This window comes from Microvirga flavescens (assembly GCF_003290125.1).
Classification (GTDB): domain Bacteria; phylum Pseudomonadota; class Alphaproteobacteria; order Rhizobiales; family Beijerinckiaceae; genus Microvirga; species Microvirga flavescens.
In genome coordinates, this window is record NZ_QMKH01000001.1 from 238,509 (window position 1) to 256,399 (window position 17,891).

Consider the following 17,891-nt stretch of genomic DNA (forward strand, 5'->3'; position numbering starts at 1 on the left):
TTGCAGGCTTTTTCGGCAAAGAAAAACCCGGCGCGAAGCCGGGTTTTTGCAAAAAGCGACAGGGATGAGAGCCTTATGCGGCCTCTTCCTGCATATCTTCCCCTTCTTCCGCCTCGGCCTCGGCGCCCTTGGGCGCGCGGCGGGGCGACTTGGCGAGGCTCTGCTCGATGAGCTTGAGCGCTTCCGTATCGGTGATCTTGTTCACCGCTGCGATCTCGCGCACGACGCGGTCGAGGGCGGATTCGTAAAGCTGACGCTCGCTGTAGGACTGCTCGGGCTGGGCCTCGGAGCGGTAGAGATCGCGAACGACCTCGGCGACGGCGATAAGATCGCCCGAATTGATCTTCGCTTCGTATTCCTGGGCGCGGCGCGACCACATGGTGCGCTTCACGCGGGCACGGCCGGTCAGAACGTCGAGAGCCTTCTGCACCAGGGCCGCATCGGCCAGTTTACGCATGCCGACGGACGTGGCCTTCGCGGTGGGAACGCGCAGGACCATCTTGTCCTTGTCGAAGGAGACCACGAAGAGTTCCAGCTTGAAACCCGCGATTTCCTGCTCTTCGATGGCCGTGATGCGGCCAACGCCGTGAGCCGGATAGACAATCGCTTCACCGGTCTTAAAACCCAGGCGCTGGGCAGACTTCTTGGCGGTCGACATGCGAGAGAGGCCTCCTTGCATGGCTCTGTCCTTGCGGAAGAGCTTTCATTCCACGGGCAGGGTCCCGAGAACAACATTGTTGACGGCGTGACGGAATGTCCCGCTCGTCTCCCTGATCGGCCAGTAACTAGAACGCGCCCATACCGGATGACCCCAGATAGCCGATGCTATCTTCCTTCATCGGTCGTGCATCATCTTTCATATTCTTGGACCGCTACTTTCGCGGAGGATAGCTGCACGTCAGGCGCAAGCGACGGCATTTGCAAACCCTATCACAGTTTGCGCCAAAAAGCAAAAATATTTCAGTGAGAAGCGGGAGAAGCTTCGAATATGGTTTAGCTTGCGCAAGGCACGATCAGAACGGGAGCGCACCCCGGATCATGCAGCAACCAAAGAAATCGTCAGGTTGATCGTGCCCCAAGGAAGGCAGGATCGACCTTTAGTCGCCCTCACCTGGATTGGGGGTGAAGTACTTCTCTAACTTGCCGGGCACGCCGTCGAACTCCTTGGCGTCCGCCGGGGCGTCCTTCTTCTGGGTGATGTTGGGCCAGCTCTTGGCCATGTCGGCGTTCAGCTTCAGCCACTGCTCAAGGCCCGGCTCCATATCGGGCTTGATCGCCTCGGCGGGGCATTCCGGCTCGCAAACGCCGCAATCGATGCACTCGTCCGGGTGGATGACGAGCATGTTCTCACCCTCGTAGAAGCAATCGACCGGACACACTTCCACGCAGTCCATGTATTTGCACTTGATGCAATTTTCGGTGACGACGTAGGGCATGGGCGATCCTTCGGGCTTTAATGACGCAAACCGTGAGACGGACAGCGCCGCTCTAGCCCCTGTCGTCGCCGCTGACAAGCGCCCCGGTGTCGCCGTTCAGGTCCGCGTAGAGCTGCCTTGCTTCCGCCGCAGGGCCGCGGCGCGTGCCGAGCGCCTCGACGCGGAGGATCAAGGTGGCATGGGCGAGCGCGATGGTGATGACGTCTCCCACCGCAATGGCCTTGGCCGGATTGTCCGTGCGCTGGCCGTCCACCCTAACGAAGCCGCTCGCGACGAGCTTGGCCGCGAGCGTCCTTGTTTTCGCGAAGCGCGCGAACCACAGCCACTTGTCCAGTCGCTGCCGATCCTCGCGCATGCCGGGATACCCCTACTTCTTGGTATCCTCAAGCTGGGCCTTGAGGGCCATGAGCTTGGCGAAGGGTGAATCCGGATCCGGCTGCTTCTCGCGGCGAGGCTGCTCGAAGCGCGGCGCGCGGCGCTCATCCGTGCGGTTCGGGCCGCGCGGAGGCCTGTTCTGCGGACGCCCACCCTCACCGTCGCGACGCTGGTCGGGACGGCGGTCGTGGCGGCGCTCGCCTTGCGGGCGCTCCCCTTGAGGACGCTCGCCCTGGGGACGCTCACCTTGCCCGTGACGGGGACGGCGCTCGCCGCGCTCCTGCTGCTGGCCGCGCTCGGGACGTCCACGCCCATGACGGGCATGCCCGCCCTCGTGATGACGGCGATGCTGGCGCCACACCTCAAGCAGGACCGGCTCGACCGAAACCTCGCCTTCCGCAGCGCCCTCGGCGAGAGCCGCTTCCGCGACAGGAGCCTCGGCCACAGGTTCCACCACCGCTTCCGGCGCTGGAGCCTCCGGCGTGGGCTCGACGGTCTCTTCCACGGTAGCCGCGGTGGTCTCGGCGGCTTCACCCTCGGCTGCGGGCGTGGCCGGAACCACTTCCTTCGGCGCTTCGATCAGCGGCACGGTGATGGCGGGGCCGGGGCGGCGCTCCATCACATAGCCGAGGGATTTCAGGATCGTCGCGAAATCGTCGCCGGCGCAGCCGACGAGAGAGGTCATGGCGACGGTCGGCACGAAGGTTTCGCCATCAGCGGCCCCTGCCGGGGGCTCACCGGGGGTGACGCCGGGACGGTACGCGATGGCAGGACGGATGAGATCCGCCAGACGCTCCAGAATGTCGACGCGCACGGCCCGCCCGCCGCACACGCGGAAACCGGCGGCGCGATAGAGACCGGCGGCGATCTCGGTGTCGACCGGAATCGAGGTGCGTCCGGACTGGGCGAGATGCGCGATCTCGTCGATGCCCTTCTGATCGAGCCCGCCGTTCTGCAGCGCCCAGAGCTGGGCCGCGAGCGTGCGCGGCGCGGGCTTGAGGAGGGCGGGAAGATAAAGATGGTAAGCGCCGAAGCGCACGCCCGCCTTGCGCAGCGCGCCGCGCGCGTCCTGGTCGAGGCTGCGGACGTCGTTCAGCACCTTGGCGCGCTCCAGAACGCCGAGCGCCTCGGCGATCTGGAAGGCGATGCCGCGGGCAAGGCCCTGCAGCTCTGCCGTTTCCTCGAGCTGGATCGCAGGCCCGAGCAGGCGCACGATGTAGGCCTTGAGCCAGGCGCGCAGCCGGGCGTCCACCTTGTCGCGGGCAGAGCCCGTCAGGTGTTCGTCGGCGAGAACACGCAGGCGCGGGTCGAACAGCTTGTCGCCCGCCTCGATCTTCGCCACGGGGTCGCCCATCCAGCGTACCGTGCCGTCGTTGGACAAAACGAGCGTCGTGTCCGGCGCTTCCGCGAACCGGTCGGCCCGGGCTTCGATTTCCCCAGCCAGAGCCTTGCCGGCCGCATTGCGCAGGGTTTTAACTTCCGCCGTGTCGGCCTGGGGGTCCGGCACGAACTGGAAGCCGTGCAGGTGACCGATGTGCTGACCTTCGACGGTCACATCGCCGGAAGTCGTGATTTGGGCCTCTAACATCGCATTCTCTCTTAACCGCCGCATGAGCACGCTCGTGCGCCTGTCGACAAAGCGCTGGGCGAGCCTCTCATGGAGCGCGTCCGATAACTTGTCCTCTACCCGACGCGCAACACCCTGCCAATGCTCCGGGTCCCTCAACCAGTCCGGACGGTTCGCCACGAAGGTCCAGGTACGGACCTGCGCGATGCGGTTGGAGAGGGTGTCGATGTCCCCATCCATGCGGTCGAGGGCCAAAAGATGCCGGGAAAACCAGTCTTCCGGCACCGCGCCGTCCTTCATCAGGAACCGGTAGATCTGGCCGACGAGATCCGCATGAGTTTGTGGGGAAACCTTCCGATAATCAGGTACTTGGCACACCTGCCAGAGCCGCTCGACCGCTTTTTGGGAGCGGGCGAAGGCCTGGATATCCTCGTCCCGCACCAGCAATTCCAGGGCCGCGACGTCCTCCCCCATGGGGGCGCGGGCGAGGCCGTACTCCCGGGGCTGTTCGGCCAGAGTGTTGCGCAGGCGCTCCAGCGAGCGGAAATCGAGATCGGGATTGCGCCATTGCAGCAGGCGGACCGGATCGAAGGTGTGGTTTTCCAGCGCCTCGACGGTTTCCGCATCGAAAGGCGGGCAGCGCCCCGCCGTGCCGAAGGTGCCATCGCGCATGTGACGCCCGGCCCGTCCGGCGATCTGGGCGAGTTCGGAATGGTAAAGCTTGCGGAAGCGGAACCCGTCATACTTCTTGTCCGAGGCGAAGGCGACATGGTCCACATCGAGGTTGAGGCCCATGCCGACCGCATCGGTGGCGACGAGATAGTCCACGTCCCCGGACTGAAAGAGCTCCACCTGCGCATTGCGCGTGCGGGGCGACAGCGCGCCGAGCACCACCGCCGCGCCCCCGGTCTGGCGGCGCAGCAGTTCCGCGATGGCGTAAACTTCCTCCGCCGAGAAGGCGACAATGGCGGACCGGCGCGGCAGGCGCGACACCTTCTTCTCTCCCGAGAAGGTAAGCTGCGACAGGCGCGGGCGGGTGACCACGTGAACGTTGGGAATCAGCGCTTCGATCAAAGGCCGCATGGTGTTGGAGCCGATGAGCAGCGTTTCCTCCCGGCCCCGCTGGTTCAGCAGGCGGTCGGTGAACACATGGCCCCGGTCGAGATCGGCGGCGAGCTGGATTTCGTCGATGGCAACGAAGGCGAGGTCGAGATCGCGCGGCATCGCCTCGACGGTGGAGATCCAGTAGCGCGGCTTGTCGGGCTTGATCTTCTCCTCGCCGGTCACGAGAGCGACGTTGTGCGCCCCCACCTTCTCCACCACGCGGCCATAGACCTCGCGGGCGAGGAGGCGCAGCGGCAGGCCGATCATGCCGCTCTCATGGGCCAGCATGCGCTCGATGGCGAGGTGGGTCTTGCCGGTATTGGTCGGGCCGAGCACAGCCGTGACGCCCCGCGCACGGAACTGCGGCGGCAGCGAGCGGCGGGCCGCGGACTCACCACGGGGTTTCGGGAAAACGTTATGGTTCAAGCTAACCGGATCCCTTCAACTGGCTGGATCCCCTGGCATGGCCCGGCGAGACGGCTGTCGCCCCTCCCCGCAGGATCATGCGTCATAACAGGAACCGCGCGCCTTTTCAGCCAAGCGGTTTCCGCTTTTGCGAAGAATGAGGCGGCCCTTCCCCATATGGGAATGCCAGCGCCTCTTTGCCATCGCGAAGGTTATCGCACCGCCCCGGCCTGAACGGGCCTGTTGGAGACGGGCACCACTTTCCCCTCCCCGCCCAGGGAGAGATTGGTGGCCTCCACGACGCTCATGCCGATCATCGTGCGCACCGCGATCTTGACCGGAACGAGCAGGCGCGGTCCCTCCAGCGGCATCAGCCAGACCGACATGTCCTTGTTGTCTTCCATGAACTTGGTCGAGGGGCGCAGGGCCCTGTGGCCGGAAATGGCGACATAGCGGGCGTTGCAGACGAGAACCGGCCCCTTGTAGCCGGGCTTGTCGATCTCCTTGGTCTCGCCATAGGTCAGGACCACGTTGAACCGGGCTGCCCCGTCGAAAACCGGGATGATGCGGTTGCAATTGGCGGGATCGGTCAGGCTGCCGGAAGCCAGGGCCGGCATGAGAAGCGCGCTGATCGGATCGACCACGCTTTTCTTATCCGCCTCCTTGACCGGCACCCGGTCGGGCTTCTCGTCGATGGGCGGCACGATCTCGACGGCGGCGACGGTGCCGGCGGTGAGCCCCATGCGCACCGTGCGCTGATCCCCGGACGCCCGCGAGGTAACGGCGAAGGCCGCCGGCTGCGGAATCGCCCCGGCGATGGCCCCGGAAGCGGTGCCCGCGCCCTTGCCACCGGTCAGCATTTTGGCGAGGCCGGTCAGCTTCACGCCGAGCTGCATCGTGTATTTTGGGCCCTCGAAGGTGGAGGAAAGATCCGCCGTGCCAAGCGAGAGGCCGGCGAGACTCACATCGTAATCCGCCTTGAGGGTCTGCGCCTGGGCCGCGCCGATTCCGGCGAAAGCCAGGCTCAAGAGGGCAAAAAGAGGGAGACGCATCGCGGGGCTCTTGGGGAGGATCTCGTTGAGGGCTCGAATGGAAAGTCCAGTCCGTTAAGGGTGATCGCACTAAAATCGGAATAAATCGTGACCACGATGTTACAAAAATTGCACGCTGGCGACAGCGATTGTTGACGCGGGGCCGGTTTTCAGCCTATAGCCTCGCACCTTCACAGACTTTCGGTGTCCGGCGCCGCGGGATCTGCGTTCAGCAAACCCGTGAAAAACCAAGCCGTGGCCCCTATGAGACGATAGGATAGTACCATGTCGCGCCGTTGCGAACTGACCGGTAAGGCCGTCCTGAGCGGCCACCTGGTGAGCCACTCGAACCGTAAGACCAAGCGGAAGTTCCTCCCGAACCTCTGCAACGTCACCCTGCAGTCGGAAACCCTGCAGCGCTCCGTGCGCCTGCGCGTCTCCGCGAACGCCCTGCGCTCGGTCGAGCATCGCGGCGGCCTCGACAGCTTCCTCGCCAAGGCGAAGAATGACGAGCTGTCGGACAACGCCCGCACGATCAAGCGCGAGATCGAGAAGAAGCTCGCTGCCGCGAACTGATCTCGATTCTGCCAGGAATTTTCGTAAAGCGGGCGGCTGTAAGGGCCGCCCGTTTTGCGTTTTGATCTAGGAATGGATGCTGATGACCGCTCTGGACCGCCGTGACTTCGCCATCGCGCTCGCCGCCATGACCGTTGTGGTGCTGGCCTCGAACATCCTCGTCCAGTACCCGTTCCATGCCTTCGGCCTCGAGGACTATTTCACCTGGGGCGCTTTCACCTATCCCTTCTCGTTCCTGGTGACGGAACTGGCGAACCGCCGATTTGGACCCAAGGGCGCCCGCCGGGTGGTCTATGTGGGCTTCATCCTGGCCGTCGTGCTCTCGGTCATCCTGGCGACGCCGCGCATCGCCATCGCGTCGGGCACCGCCTTCCTGACGGCGCAGCTTCTCGACATTTCGATCTTCTCGCGTCTGCGCGACCGGGCCTGGTGGCTGCCGCCCTTCGCCTCCTCCACCATTTCTGCGGCGGTGGACACGATGCTCTTCTTCTCGATTGCGTTCTATTGCGACGCGATCCCGGGCACGGATGCGACCATCAGCGATGTGCTGAGCCGCGTCGGCATCCCCGACGAATGCCTGGCGCTGCCGTGGGTGACGCTCGCCATCGCCGATTACGGCGTCAAGCTCACCCTCTCGGCACTCTCGATCATCCCCTATGGTGCTATGCTGCGCTTCATGCGCCCGCTGACGATCCAGCGCCGCGAGGCCTAAAAAGCCCCGTCCGCGTAAGGCGGGTGGGGAATCGCCTGGTGCGCGGCGCGCAAAGCCGCCGACCAGCGCTCGCGCAAGTCGCGAAAGTAAGGCTCGTCGTCCTGAATGCGGTATTTGACGCCGGCTTTGAGCGCATCGCGCCGCGCCACGACGATGTCGATGGGCAGGCCGACGCCGAGATTCGACTTCAGCGTCGAATCCATCGAGATGAGGCCGAGCTTCAGGGCTTCGATCAAATCGGTATCGTGCGCGATCGCGCGGTCGAGAATGGGCTTGCCGTATTTCGGTTCGCCGATCTGCAGGAACGGCGTGTCGAGCGTCGCCTCGATGGCATTGCCGGCGGAATAGATCTGGTAGAGCCGCATCGGATGCTGGCCGATCTGCCCACCGAGCAGCATGGTGACGTCGAACGTCATGCCGTGCTTTTCCATCTCGATGCCATCGCGCGCATAAACCTGCCGGATCGCAGAACCGACGAGTTGCGCCGCCTTGAACATGCTCGAGGCGGACAAAAGCGTCTCGGTCCGCCCCGTCTCGGGATCCTCGATGCCCTCTGTGAGCAGCGATAGCACCGTCTGGCTCGCCGAAAGATTGCCCGCTGTCGCGAGCGTGATGACACGCTCTCCCGGAACCTCGAAAAGGTGCAGCTTGCGGAAGGTGGCGATGTTGTCGACGCCCGCATTGGTGCGCGTGTCGGCGATCATCACGAGGCCGTCCTTCACCAGGATACCGACGCAATAGGTCACGGGCGTTCCTCCGGGGGCTCTCTGGCCCGGCTGCGGCTGCGGGCTCATGCTTGCGCCTGCCGTGCGCTTTCAATTCTCAAGGATACGGCGAGGTCCTCTCTCGACAAGCCGTAATAAGTGCCGCGCACCGGCGCGGCCTCGGTCGAATCGAGGCCGATGGCGACGCGCACATAATGCTCGGTGACGGAAACCGCATTCGCCGCATCGAAGCTCACCCAACCGAGACCCTCGATATAGGCCTCCGCCCAGGCGTGGCCTGCCTCCTGCACCGGCTCGTCCGGCTTGTGGAGGTAGCCTGCGACATAGCGCGCCGGGATGCCAAGCCGCCGCATCGCCGCGAGGAAGACGTGGGTGAAGTCCTGGCACACCCCGTGACCGGCGGCGAATGCCTCCGTCGCCGTCGTCGCCGCGTGGGTGGCCTCCACATCGAAGCGCAGGCGTTCGTTCAATGCGCCCATCAGGGCATGAGCCTTGTCGAGCGGGTTTTGCAGGGCCCCGGCAACCCTCGCCGCGAAATCGTAGATCGCGGCGTCGCCCGCCGTCAGCGGCGTCTCGCGAAGATAGAACGCCGGCGGGAACCGCTCGGCGCTGCCGCGGATGACGCCGGCGACATCGGTGGTCTCAACCTCGCCGACGACCCGCAACGAAATCTGCTCGACGGGCCCTTCCGCATAGAGGCTGTGCATGATGTTGCCATACCAGTCCTCCCGCCGGACGAGGCGCGAATCGTGGTCGGAATCGATGGCCCAGTGCAGGATGGTCTGCCCCTCATGGCTGCGGGGCGTGAGGCGCAGGAGCTGGATCGCCGACTTGACCGGCGCCGCGTAGCGGTACGTCGTCTCGTGCTGGATCCGGATGCGCATGGGTCAACCGAGATATTGATTCGTGATGGCGAGGCCGAGCTTGTTGTTTTCGGCTATGAACTCCTGAAGGAACTCATGCAACCCGTGTTGGAAGATATCCTCGATTGTCTGGTTCGCGAGGCGCGCATGAGAGGCGCGGGCGAGGCGCTGCGAGGGGCCTGACGTTCCATAGCGGTGGCCGATATCGTCAAGATGCCGCGAGAGGGCCGCGTAGCACGCGGCAAGCGAACGGGGCATCTCCTCCCGCAGGATCAGGAGATCCGCCACCAGCCAGGGTCGCAGGTTCTGGTGATAGACCCACTGATAGCTCACCAGTGCCGAGACGGAGCGCAGGATCGCGGCCCATTGGTAATAATCGATGCCGCCGCCGACCTCCGCATCCTGCGGCAACAGCACATGGTACTTCACGTCGAGAACGCGCGCGGTGTTGTCGGCGCGCTCGATATAGACGCCGAGCCGCGAGAACCAGTAGGCATCGTTGCGCAACATGGTGCGCATGGCCGAGCCGTCGTAGCGCAGCGAGGTTTCCTTCACGAGGTTGAGGAAGGTCGGCAGGTTTTCCACCTGCACCTTCTCGGCCTTGAAGCGGCGAAGGTCGAGCCAGGCGGAATTGATCGCCTCCCACATCTCGGAGGTGAGCGAGCCGCGCACTGAACGCGCGTTCTGCCGCGCGGTATCGAAACAGCGCTGGATGCTCGACGGGTTCGCATCGGAGAACGCGAGAAACTCGATCACCCGCTCCGGCGTAACCTCGTCGTAAACGGTCCTGAACTGGTCGATGGCGCCCGCGGTGACGAGCGCCGATTCCCACTCGTTGGTGTGCGCCTCGTTATAGGCGATGGGCATGGAAGCCATGCGGTAGGCGACATCGAGAACGCGCGCGGTGTTCTCCGCGCGCTCCACATAGCGGGAGAGCCAATACAGGCTGTCGGCGTCACGGCTCAGCAAGGACGCCTCCGCTCGCTCGCGTTCATCATTCGCTCAACACCCACGTATCCTTCGTGCCGCCGCCCTGGCTCGAATTGACGACGAGCGAGCCTTCCGTCAGCGCGACCCGCGTCAGACCGCCCGGCACCAGCCGCACCTTGTCGCTGCCCGTCAGCACGAAGGGCCGCAGGTCCACATGCCGCGGCGCAAGGCCGTTCTGCGTGAAGATCGGGCTCGTCGAGAGCGCGAGAGTCGGCTGCGCGATGTAATTATCGGGCCGCGCCAGAACGCGGGCGCGGAATTGTTCGCGCGCATCCTTGGTGGCGTGCGGCCCGACGAGCATGCCGTAGCCGCCCGATCCGTTGACCTCCTTCACCACCAGCTCGTGAAGGTTGTCGAGCACGTAAGCCAAAGCCTCCGGCTCGCGGCAGCGCCATGTGGGGACGTTCTTGAGGATCGGCTCTTCGCCCGTATAGAAGCGCACGATGTCGGGCACGTAGCTGTAGAGCGCCTTGTCGTCGGCGACACCCGTTCCCGGCGCGTTGGCGATGGCGATGTTGCCCGCGCGGTAGGCTGCGATGAGACCCGGAACGCCGAGCGCGGAATCGGGACGGAACACCAGCGGATCGAGATACTCGTCATCGATGCGGCTGTAGATTACATCGACGCGCTTCGGCCCTTCGGTGGTGCGCATGTAGACGACCTCGTCGCGCACGAAGAGATCGCGCCCCTCGACAAGCTCAACGCCCATACGGTCCGCGAGGAAGCTGTGTTCATAATAGGCACTGTTGAAGGAGCCGGGCGTCAGCAGCACCACCGTCGGCGTGCGCGAGTCGCTGCGCCCCGCAACGGACTTCAACGTTGCGAGAAGATCGTTGGCATAGTTCTCGATGGGCAGGATGCGCTGCATCGACATGAGTTCCGGGAACAGGCGCAGCATCACCTCCCGGTTCTCCAGCATGTAGGAGACGCCGGAGGGCGTGCGCAGGTTGTCCTCGAGAACGTAGAAATCCTCATCGTCCACGCGCACGATGTCGACGCCCGCCACCTGCACATAGACGCCGCCGCGCAGGTTCAGGCCGTTCATCTGCGGCCGGTAATAGGGATTTTGATAGACGAGTTCCGGCGGTACGATGCCGGCGCGCAGAATCTCGCGCGGGCCGTAGATGTCCTTCAAGAACTGGTTGAGCGCCGAAACACGCTGTTCGAGACCGCGAGAGAGCCTCGCCCATTCACGCGCCGAGAGAATGCGCGGAATGATGTCGAAGGGGATCAGCCGCTCCTCCGCCTCCGCATTGCCATAGACCGCGAAGGTGATGCCGACCTTGCGGAACAAAAGCTCCGCTTCCTCGCTGCGGCGTTCGAGAAGGTCGGGCGGCACGGTGCCGAGCCATTCCCGCAACACCTTGTAGGCCGCGCGACCCTCGCCGTTGAGGCCGTTCATTTCGTCGAAAATCGCCCTTGTCGCCACGACCTGCCAGCCGCCTTCTAAATGGGCAATCGCTTGCCGCTCGATCCCCGGAACGCATCTGGGATGAGCTTAGGTTTGCCGATTGCGCGTCAGCAAGCAAGCGGCGCGCACGAAACGGGCATCGCCTTGGCGAGAAAAGCGGCAAGTGCCCTTGCTTCAAGCAGATTGGCGGGGATCGGCGTCGAGGGCGAATTCGAGCAGCAGGGTACGCTGGAAGCGGCTGAAGTTGTTGTCCGAGATCAGGGTCACGATGGTGCGGCCTGCCTCCTGATGAAGCGCGAGGCCCTCCAGATTGTCGACCTGATGGGAGGGCTCGCTCTCGAACAGAACCGCGCCGTCCACGAGCGCACCGGGCCGGATCGCCGCGGCTTTCACCTGCCGCAGGCGGATGCCGAAGCCTTCCAGGAGAGAGACCTTGCGCTCAAGGAGGAGCATGTCCCCGTCGGGCAGAAAGTTCAGGTCGCTGACGGCGTAGCCCTGTGAGCGCAGGACCTTGAACAGCCCGCGTTGCGGACCGCTCAGGATGAAGCCCGACGTCGGCGCATCCTCACCATCGTGCGAGCGCTCCGACACCGCGACGAGCGCCCCCGCCAGAGACGAGCGGGGCGGCGCGATGCCGATGGCCTCAAGGCCGCTGTTATGTGGCAGATCGGAGACCGCCTCGTTCAATTCACGCGGCAGGTTCAGGAGCCGTCCACGCGCGTTGATGCCACTCGCGGCCCAATCGAACCGCATCACGGCATGTTTTCGCTCGATGCCGATGAACGCGACGCCGTCGCCGAGCGCGAGGCTCTCCGTATCGTAGTAGCGGGTTCTCGCCAGCGGCTTGCCCTGCTCGTTGAGCACGGGCGCGAGCATTGCGTCTGTGAGCCCCGCGAGCTTGCCAGCCTGCGTCTCGATCCGCGCGCTCAGCCATTGCGCATTGTCGGCGATGGAGACGAGGCGCTGTCCGTCCGCCGAACGCCACAGGCCGGAGAACCCGCCGAAACTCGGATCGGGCGAGCGAAGATCGAGGCCGGAGCGGAAGGTGAGCGCGCCGAAGCGTTGCCGTGCCGGCTCGGTGACGGAGAAGTGCTCGATCCGCGTTGCTTCCACAACGAGCGACGTGGCGCCGTTTGCGGGCTTTGGCCGTGCGAGCGTTCTATCGACCAGCGCCGCCGAGGCAAGGGCGCTGCCGCCGCCGAGAAGAAAGCCGCGCCGCGAGAGCTTCATGCGCGCACCCGTTGCGGTGTGGCCGCTTTAGGCATGCAGGCGGCGGCGCGGAGCGCGCGCCATCGTCGGCGGCGTCTCTTCGAAGAGTTCGGCGAGCTTTTCCGTCATCACGCCGCCGAGTTCCTCCGCATCGACGATGGTGACGGCGCGGCGGTAATAGCGCGTCACGTCATGCCCAATGCCGATGGCGATGAGCTCGACCGGCGAGCGGGTTTCGATCTCCTCGATGACATGGCGCAGATGCCGCTCGAGATAGTTGCCGGGATTGACGGAGAGCGTGGAGTCATCCACCGGCGCGCCGTCGGAAATCACCATCAGGATGCGCCGCTGCTCGGGCCGCGCGAGCAGGCGCTTATGCGCCCAATCGAGAGCCTCGCCGTCGATGTTCTCCTTCAGGAGACCCTCGCGCATCATCAGCCCGAGATTTTTGCGCGCGCGCCGCCACGGTGCATCGGCGGATTTATAGATGATGTGGCGCAGATCGTTGAGACGGCCGGGATTGGCGGGCTTGCCGCTCTGCAGCCATTGCTCGCGCGACTGGCCGCCCTTCCAGGCGCGGGTGGTGAAGCCCAGAATCTCGGCCTTCACGCCGCAGCGTTCCAGCGTGCGCGCGAGAATATCGGCGCAGGTCGCCGCAACCGTGATCGGGCGTCCGCGCATCGAGCCGGAATTGTCGATCAGCAGCGTCACCACCGTGTCGCGGAAATTCGTATCCTGCTCGTGCTTGAAGGACAGCGGCTGGAACGGGTCCATGATGATGCGCGGCAGGCGCACCGGATCGAGCATTCCCTCTTCGAGGTCGAATTCCCACGCGCGGTTCTGCTGCGCGAGGAGACGCCGCTGCAAACGGTTGGCGAGACGCCCCACCACGCCCTGCAGGTTCGCGAGCTGCTTGTCGAGATAAGCGCGAAGCCGCGTCAGCTCGTCGGCATCGCAGAGATCCTCGGCGTGGACGACCTCATCGAACTTATGCGTGAAGGCCTTGTAGTCGGGTCCGCGCGGCTCGTTGGAGCGGGAGGACGGCGGACGCCAGGCTTCGCCCGCATCCTCCGCATCGGCCTCGTCCATCTCGTCCGGCCATTCGTCGGAGGAGCCTTCCGCGTCCTCCTGCGTGCCGTCCTCGACGTCGTCCGTGGAATCCTCGCTCACTTCGGTTTCGGCGCGGTCGCCTTGAGCCTGCTGCTCGCTTTCGCCCTCGCCTTCCTGCTGCTCCTGCTCGGACTCGTTTTCCTCGTCGTTCTCATCCTCGTCCGCCTCAGCGGAGGATTCATCGCCCATGTCGAGAGAGGAAAGAAGATCGCGGACGCCGCGCGCGAAGTCGCGCTGGTTCTCGATGCGCTTGAGCAAGCCGTCGAGATCCGCGCCCGCGCGGTCCTCGATGAAATCGCGCCAGAGATCGACGATCCGGGCAGCGGCAACCGGCGGCTTTTCACCGGTCAGGCGCTCGCGCACCATGAGGGCGACGGCATCTTCCAGCGGCGCGTCCGCGCGGTCGGTGATGTCCTCAAACTTGCCGCCGCGATGATAACGGTCGTCCAGCATCGCGGTGATGTTGGAGGCAACGCCCCTCATGCGGCGCGAGCCGATGGATTCCACGCGCGCCTGCTCGACAGCATCGAAAACCGCACGCGCCGCCTGGCCTTCCGGCGCGAGGCGGCGATGGAGAGCGGCATCATGACAGGCGAGCTTCAGCGCCATCGAATCCGCCTGCCCGCGCAGGATCGCCACATCGTGAGAGGAAAGCTTGCGCGGCGGCTCGGGTAGACGCGCCTTGTCGCCCATGAGCGCGGGACGGTCGGAGGCGAAGGTGACCTCGAGATCCTGCTTGCGCGCAATCGCCTTCATGCAAGCGGCGATGGAGCGCTTCAGCGGCTCCGCCGGCGCTTCCTTCTTCTCACCTGGCTTGCGGTTCGAGATGGACATGACGACCTTCAATCCGTCATCCCGGCCGAAGCGAAGCGCAGAGCCGGGATCGCTTATACCAGTGAACCGTCAAACGATCCCGGATCGCATCTGCGATGCGCCCAGGATGACGTCCGATGGCTACGACAACGCGATATTCACCGCGCTCTCCGGCAGATCCTTGCCGAAGCAGCGCTGGTAGAACTCCGCGACGAGCGCGCGTTCCAGTTCGTCGCACTTGTTGAGGAAGGTGACGCGGAAGGCGAAGCCCGTGTCGCCGAAGATCTCGGCGTTCTCGGCCCAGGTGATGACCGTGCGCGGGCTCATGACGGTGGAGAGATCGCCGTTCATGAAGGCGCTGCGGGTGAGATCCGCCACGCGCACCATCTTGTTGACGATGTCGCGGCCCTCGTCGCCGTTCTGGTAGTGCTTCGCCTTGGAGAGGACGATGTCCACTTCCTTGTCGTGCGGCAGGTAGTTGAGTGTGGTGACGATGGACCAGCGGTCCATCTGGCCCTGGTTGATCTGCTGCGTGCCGTGATAGAGGCCCGACGTGTCGCCAAGGCCCACCGTGTTGGCGGTCGCGAACAGGCGGAAGGCGGGATGCGGCTTGATCACGCGCTTCTGGTCGAGAAGCGTGAGCTTGCCCGATTGCTCCAGCACGCGCTGGATCACGAACATCACGTCCGGACGGCCCGCGTCGTACTCGTCGAACACCAGCGCCACGTTGTGCTGCAGCGCCCAGGGGAGAATGCCGTCCTGGAAGGCGGTGACCTGCTTGCCGTCCTGCAGCACGATGGCGTCCTTACCGACGAGATCGATACGCGAGACGTGGCTGTCGAGGTTGACGCGCACGCACGGCCAGTTGAGGCGCGCGGCGACCTGCTCGATATGGGTCGACTTACCCGTGCCGTGATAGCCGGTGATCATGACGCGGCGGTTGCGCGCGAAGCCCGCCAGAATGGCGAGGGTCGTCTCGCGGTCGAAGAGATAATCCGGGTCGAGATCCGGCACATGCTCGTCCGATTGCGAAAAGGCCGGCACCTCCAGATCCGAGTCGATGCCGAAGACCTGTCGCACGGACACCTTCATGTCCGGCAGGAGGGTCGAAGTCTCGGTTGCTGATGCCTGCATAGGGGCCTCTCGGGTTCAATCTCGTTCAAACGGTGCTTCAGGTTTCTTAAACATCAAGCCGGTCAGGCGCAAATTCCTTCGCGTGTCCATTTAGCCGGCTTCTTAGTTAGAGTGGCGGTTTGCGGGCCGGATTTGCACTCCGAATCCGGAGGGAGCTCGGTATCCGCTTGTTCCGACTGCGCTTTTTAGCACAACCCGGCGCTTTTGAGCGTGTCATGCGCCTTGATGATGTCCCGCAGCCTCTCCTCGAAGGAGCGGTCGCCGCCATTGGCGTCGGGGTGGAACTGCTTCACCAGCGCCTTGTACTGCGCCTTGATCGCAGGCCCGTCCGCATTCTCGTCGAGGCCGAGTACGTCGAGGGCACGCTTCGCGGCGCCCGTGTAGCGGGGCTTTCTCGGCTCCGGCGGGGCCGCCCGACGGCGGCGCGCCTGGGTGAAGTCCTGCCCGCGTAGGATGCCCAGCGGGTCGAAGTAAGCCCAGTCCCGCGTCTGCGACGCAGCGTCGGCTCCCTGTCCGCTGGTGTTGACGCCCATCACCCGCGTCGGGCGGTGCCCCGTCAGCGCGTCCTTCTGGTACGCCGCCAGCGCCGAATCGGACATGCCGTCGAAATAGTTGTACGAGGCGTTGTAGGCCCGCACATGCTCGAGGCAGAAACGCCAGTATTGTCCTTCTCGGTTGCGCCCCTTGGGCGCACGGTGCTCGCCCGGAGCCGCGCAGCCCGGATGCTCGCAACCCGGCCCCTTGGCCTCACGAGGCTCATCGGCGGTCGGTTTGATGCGGATGCGGTCGAACAAAGGCGAGTTGAGATCCATGATGCAACGATTATGAGTGGGCTTTAAACCATAGCCAAGGCCTTAGCGCTTTTCGCCGCAGACCCGTTCAAAAAGGCTTACATTTCACATGACCTTGACCGACTGGATCACCCAAACCTTGCAGGAGCGCCTGCAGCCGATCGAACTCATCGTAACCGACGAGTCGCACAAACACCACGGGCATTCGGGATGGCGCGAGGGCGGCGAAACTCATTTCCGTCTTCATATCGTGTCGGAAGCGTTCATCGGCAAGGGACGCGTCGAGCGTCACCGTCTCGTGAACGAGGTGTTGAAGGACGCTTTCGCCCGCGGCCTGCACGCCCTCGCCATTCAGGCGAAGGCGCCGGGGGAGTAGCAGCCTCCGCTGCTACTTGATTCGCTCGAGCACGCTCACGTAATTCGCGACGGCGGCGCCGCCCATGTTGAAGATGCCGCCGAGCACCGGGTTGCGCACCTGAATGCCGCCGGCTTCGCCGCAGAGCTGCATGGCGGAAAGCGCGTGCATCGAAACGCCCGTCGCGCCGATGGGGTGCCCCTTCGCTTTCAGTCCACCGGAGGGATTCACCGGCAACTTGCCGTCACGGTTCGTCCAGCCTTCCTTGACCGCGATCGCGCCCTCGCCCGGTTTCGTCAGGCCCATCGCCTCGTATTCGATGAGCTCGGCGATGGTGAAGCAATCATGCGTCTCCACGAAGGAGAGATCGCCGAGCGCAACACCCGCTTGCGCAAGCGCACGCCGCCACGCTTCCGCACAACCCTCGAACTGCACGATGTCGCGCTTCGACATGGGCAGAAAATCCTGCGCATGTGCCGTCGCGCGGAACGCCACCGCGCGCTTCATGCGCAGCGCCGTCTCTGTATCCGCGATAACGAGCGCTGCTGCGCCGTCCGACACGAGCGAGCAATCGGTGCGCTTTAAAGGCCCCGCGACGAAAGGATTCTTTTCGCTCTCGGTGCGGCAGAATTCGAAGCCGAGATCCTTGCGCATCTGCGCATAGGGATTGTCGACGCCGTTCTTGTGGTTCTTCGCTGCGATCAGCGCCAGCGCATCGGATTGATCGCCATAGCGCTGGAAGTAGAGCCCGGCGATCTTGCCGAACACGCCGGCAAAACCGCCTTGGGTTCCGCCGTCCTCAGGCAGATATGAAGCCTTCAGCAGGATGTTGCCGATCTCAGGCCCCGGCGTCGTCGTCATCTGCTCGACGCCGACCACGAGCACGGTTCTGGCCCGCTTCGCCTCGATGGTCTTGATCGCCTGATGCACAGCGGCTGAACCGGTGGCGCAGGCATTCTCCACCCGCGTCGCGGGCTTGAAGCGAAACTGGTCGCTCGCCTGAAAAACCAGCGAGGCCGTGAATTCCTGCTGCGAGAAGCCGCCGTTGAAATGGCCGAGCACCACCTCGTCCACATCCTCCGGCCCGATTCCGGCATGATCCAGAGCGTCCTTGGTGACACGCACGATCAGGCTCTCGACCGTCTCCGTGTCATGCTTTCCGAAGGGCGTATGCGCCCACCCGACGATGCAGGCCGTCATCGGCGTTTTCCTCCACGATGATTATTGCCCTCAAGATGGGGCTGTTCGGGAAAAGCGGCAAGCGGACGAAGGTCGGAGGCAGGA

General features: G+C 64.5%; 17 protein-coding genes. 3 read left to right on the forward strand and 14 right to left on the reverse strand.

All coding sequences use genetic code 11. The features are described from left to right. Window positions 1-73: 73 nt before the first annotated feature. The 5 genes from DQW91_RS01040 to DQW91_RS01060 form a co-directional block, all read right to left on the reverse strand. Window positions 74-658, reverse strand: a complete 585-nt coding sequence (locus DQW91_RS01040; protein WP_112661731.1) for a CarD family transcriptional regulator — start codon at window positions 656-658, stop codon at window positions 74-76. 439 nt (window positions 659-1,097) lie between these two features. Beyond that, complete coding sequence (gene fdxA / locus DQW91_RS01045) at window positions 1,098-1,436, reverse strand: ferredoxin FdxA (protein ID WP_112661732.1); 339 nt, start codon at window positions 1,434-1,436, stop codon at window positions 1,098-1,100. Window positions 1,437-1,488: 52 nt separating this feature from the next. Then, window positions 1,489-1,791: an RNA-binding S4 domain-containing protein gene (locus DQW91_RS01050; protein ID WP_112661733.1), complete on the reverse strand. Its 303-nt coding sequence runs from the start codon at window positions 1,789-1,791 to the stop codon at window positions 1,489-1,491. Between the two features lie 12 nt (window positions 1,792-1,803). Further along, window positions 1,804-4,908 (reverse strand): helicase-related protein, encoded by a 3,105-nt coding sequence (locus DQW91_RS01055; RefSeq protein ID WP_112661734.1) that lies wholly within the window; start codon window positions 4,906-4,908, stop codon window positions 1,804-1,806. A gap of 191 nt (window positions 4,909-5,099) precedes the next feature. After that, window positions 5,100-5,939, reverse strand: coding sequence for a DUF3108 domain-containing protein (locus DQW91_RS01060; protein ID WP_112661735.1), 840 nt, complete (start codon window positions 5,937-5,939; stop codon window positions 5,100-5,102). A 264-nt stretch (window positions 5,940-6,203) separates the two neighbouring features. Between DQW91_RS01060 and rpmB the strand changes: the two genes are divergently transcribed. Together rpmB and DQW91_RS01070 are read left to right on the forward strand one after the other, a co-directional pair. Beyond that, window positions 6,204-6,494, forward strand: coding sequence for a 50S ribosomal protein L28 (gene rpmB / locus DQW91_RS01065; protein WP_112661736.1), 291 nt, complete (start codon window positions 6,204-6,206; stop codon window positions 6,492-6,494). A 76-nt stretch (window positions 6,495-6,570) separates the two neighbouring features. Then, window positions 6,571-7,206, forward strand: a complete 636-nt coding sequence (locus DQW91_RS01070) for a queuosine precursor transporter (RefSeq protein WP_112661737.1) — start codon at window positions 6,571-6,573, stop codon at window positions 7,204-7,206. On the opposite strand, the gene DQW91_RS01075 is transcribed toward DQW91_RS01070, so the two are convergent. The 8 genes from DQW91_RS01075 to DQW91_RS01110 form a co-directional block, all read right to left on the reverse strand. Further along, complete coding sequence (locus tag DQW91_RS01075; protein WP_112662388.1) at window positions 7,203-7,952, reverse strand: proteasome-type protease; 750 nt, start codon at window positions 7,950-7,952, stop codon at window positions 7,203-7,205. The genes DQW91_RS01070 and DQW91_RS01075 overlap by 4 nt on opposite strands. Window positions 7,953-7,996: 44 nt before the next feature. Next, the gene (locus tag DQW91_RS01080) at window positions 7,997-8,815 is read right to left on the reverse strand and encodes a transglutaminase family protein (RefSeq protein WP_112661738.1); all 819 of its coding nucleotides are present in this window, start codon (window positions 8,813-8,815) and stop codon (window positions 7,997-7,999) included. 3 nt (window positions 8,816-8,818) lie between these two features. Beyond that, window positions 8,819-9,763, reverse strand: a complete 945-nt coding sequence (locus tag DQW91_RS01085; RefSeq protein WP_112661739.1) for an alpha-E domain-containing protein — start codon at window positions 9,761-9,763, stop codon at window positions 8,819-8,821. Window positions 9,764-9,788: 25 nt separating this feature from the next. Continuing rightward, complete coding sequence (locus DQW91_RS01090) at window positions 9,789-11,186, reverse strand: circularly permuted type 2 ATP-grasp protein (RefSeq protein ID WP_112662389.1); 1,398 nt, start codon at window positions 11,184-11,186, stop codon at window positions 9,789-9,791. A 183-nt stretch (window positions 11,187-11,369) separates the two neighbouring features. Next, entirely contained in the window at window positions 11,370-12,425 is a 1,056-nt protein-coding gene (locus DQW91_RS01095; RefSeq protein ID WP_112661740.1) for an esterase-like activity of phytase family protein, read from the reverse strand. Window positions 12,426-12,452: 27 nt separating this feature from the next. Next, complete coding sequence (gene cobT, locus DQW91_RS01100) at window positions 12,453-14,348, reverse strand: cobaltochelatase subunit CobT (RefSeq protein ID WP_112662390.1); 1,896 nt, start codon at window positions 14,346-14,348, stop codon at window positions 12,453-12,455. Between the two features lie 120 nt (window positions 14,349-14,468). Then, on the reverse strand, window positions 14,469-15,461 hold the full coding sequence (cobS, locus tag DQW91_RS01105; RefSeq protein WP_112661741.1) for a cobaltochelatase subunit CobS: 993 nt from the start codon (window positions 15,459-15,461) through the stop codon (window positions 14,469-14,471). Between the two features lie 185 nt (window positions 15,462-15,646). Next, the gene (locus tag DQW91_RS01110; RefSeq protein ID WP_112661742.1) at window positions 15,647-16,273 is read right to left on the reverse strand and encodes a J domain-containing protein; all 627 of its coding nucleotides are present in this window, start codon (window positions 16,271-16,273) and stop codon (window positions 15,647-15,649) included. Window positions 16,274-16,361: 88 nt separating this feature from the next. Here DQW91_RS01110 and DQW91_RS01115 point away from each other — a divergent pair, with 88 nt between their 5' ends. Beyond that, window positions 16,362-16,628 (forward strand): BolA family protein, encoded by a 267-nt coding sequence (locus DQW91_RS01115; protein ID WP_112661743.1) that lies wholly within the window; start codon window positions 16,362-16,364, stop codon window positions 16,626-16,628. A 12-nt stretch (window positions 16,629-16,640) separates the two neighbouring features. Here the strand turns inward: DQW91_RS01115 and DQW91_RS01120 are convergent, their stop codons facing one another. Further along, on the reverse strand, window positions 16,641-17,807 hold the full coding sequence (locus DQW91_RS01120) for an acetyl-CoA acetyltransferase (RefSeq protein WP_112661744.1): 1,167 nt from the start codon (window positions 17,805-17,807) through the stop codon (window positions 16,641-16,643). Between the last annotated feature and the right edge of the window lie 84 nt (window positions 17,808-17,891).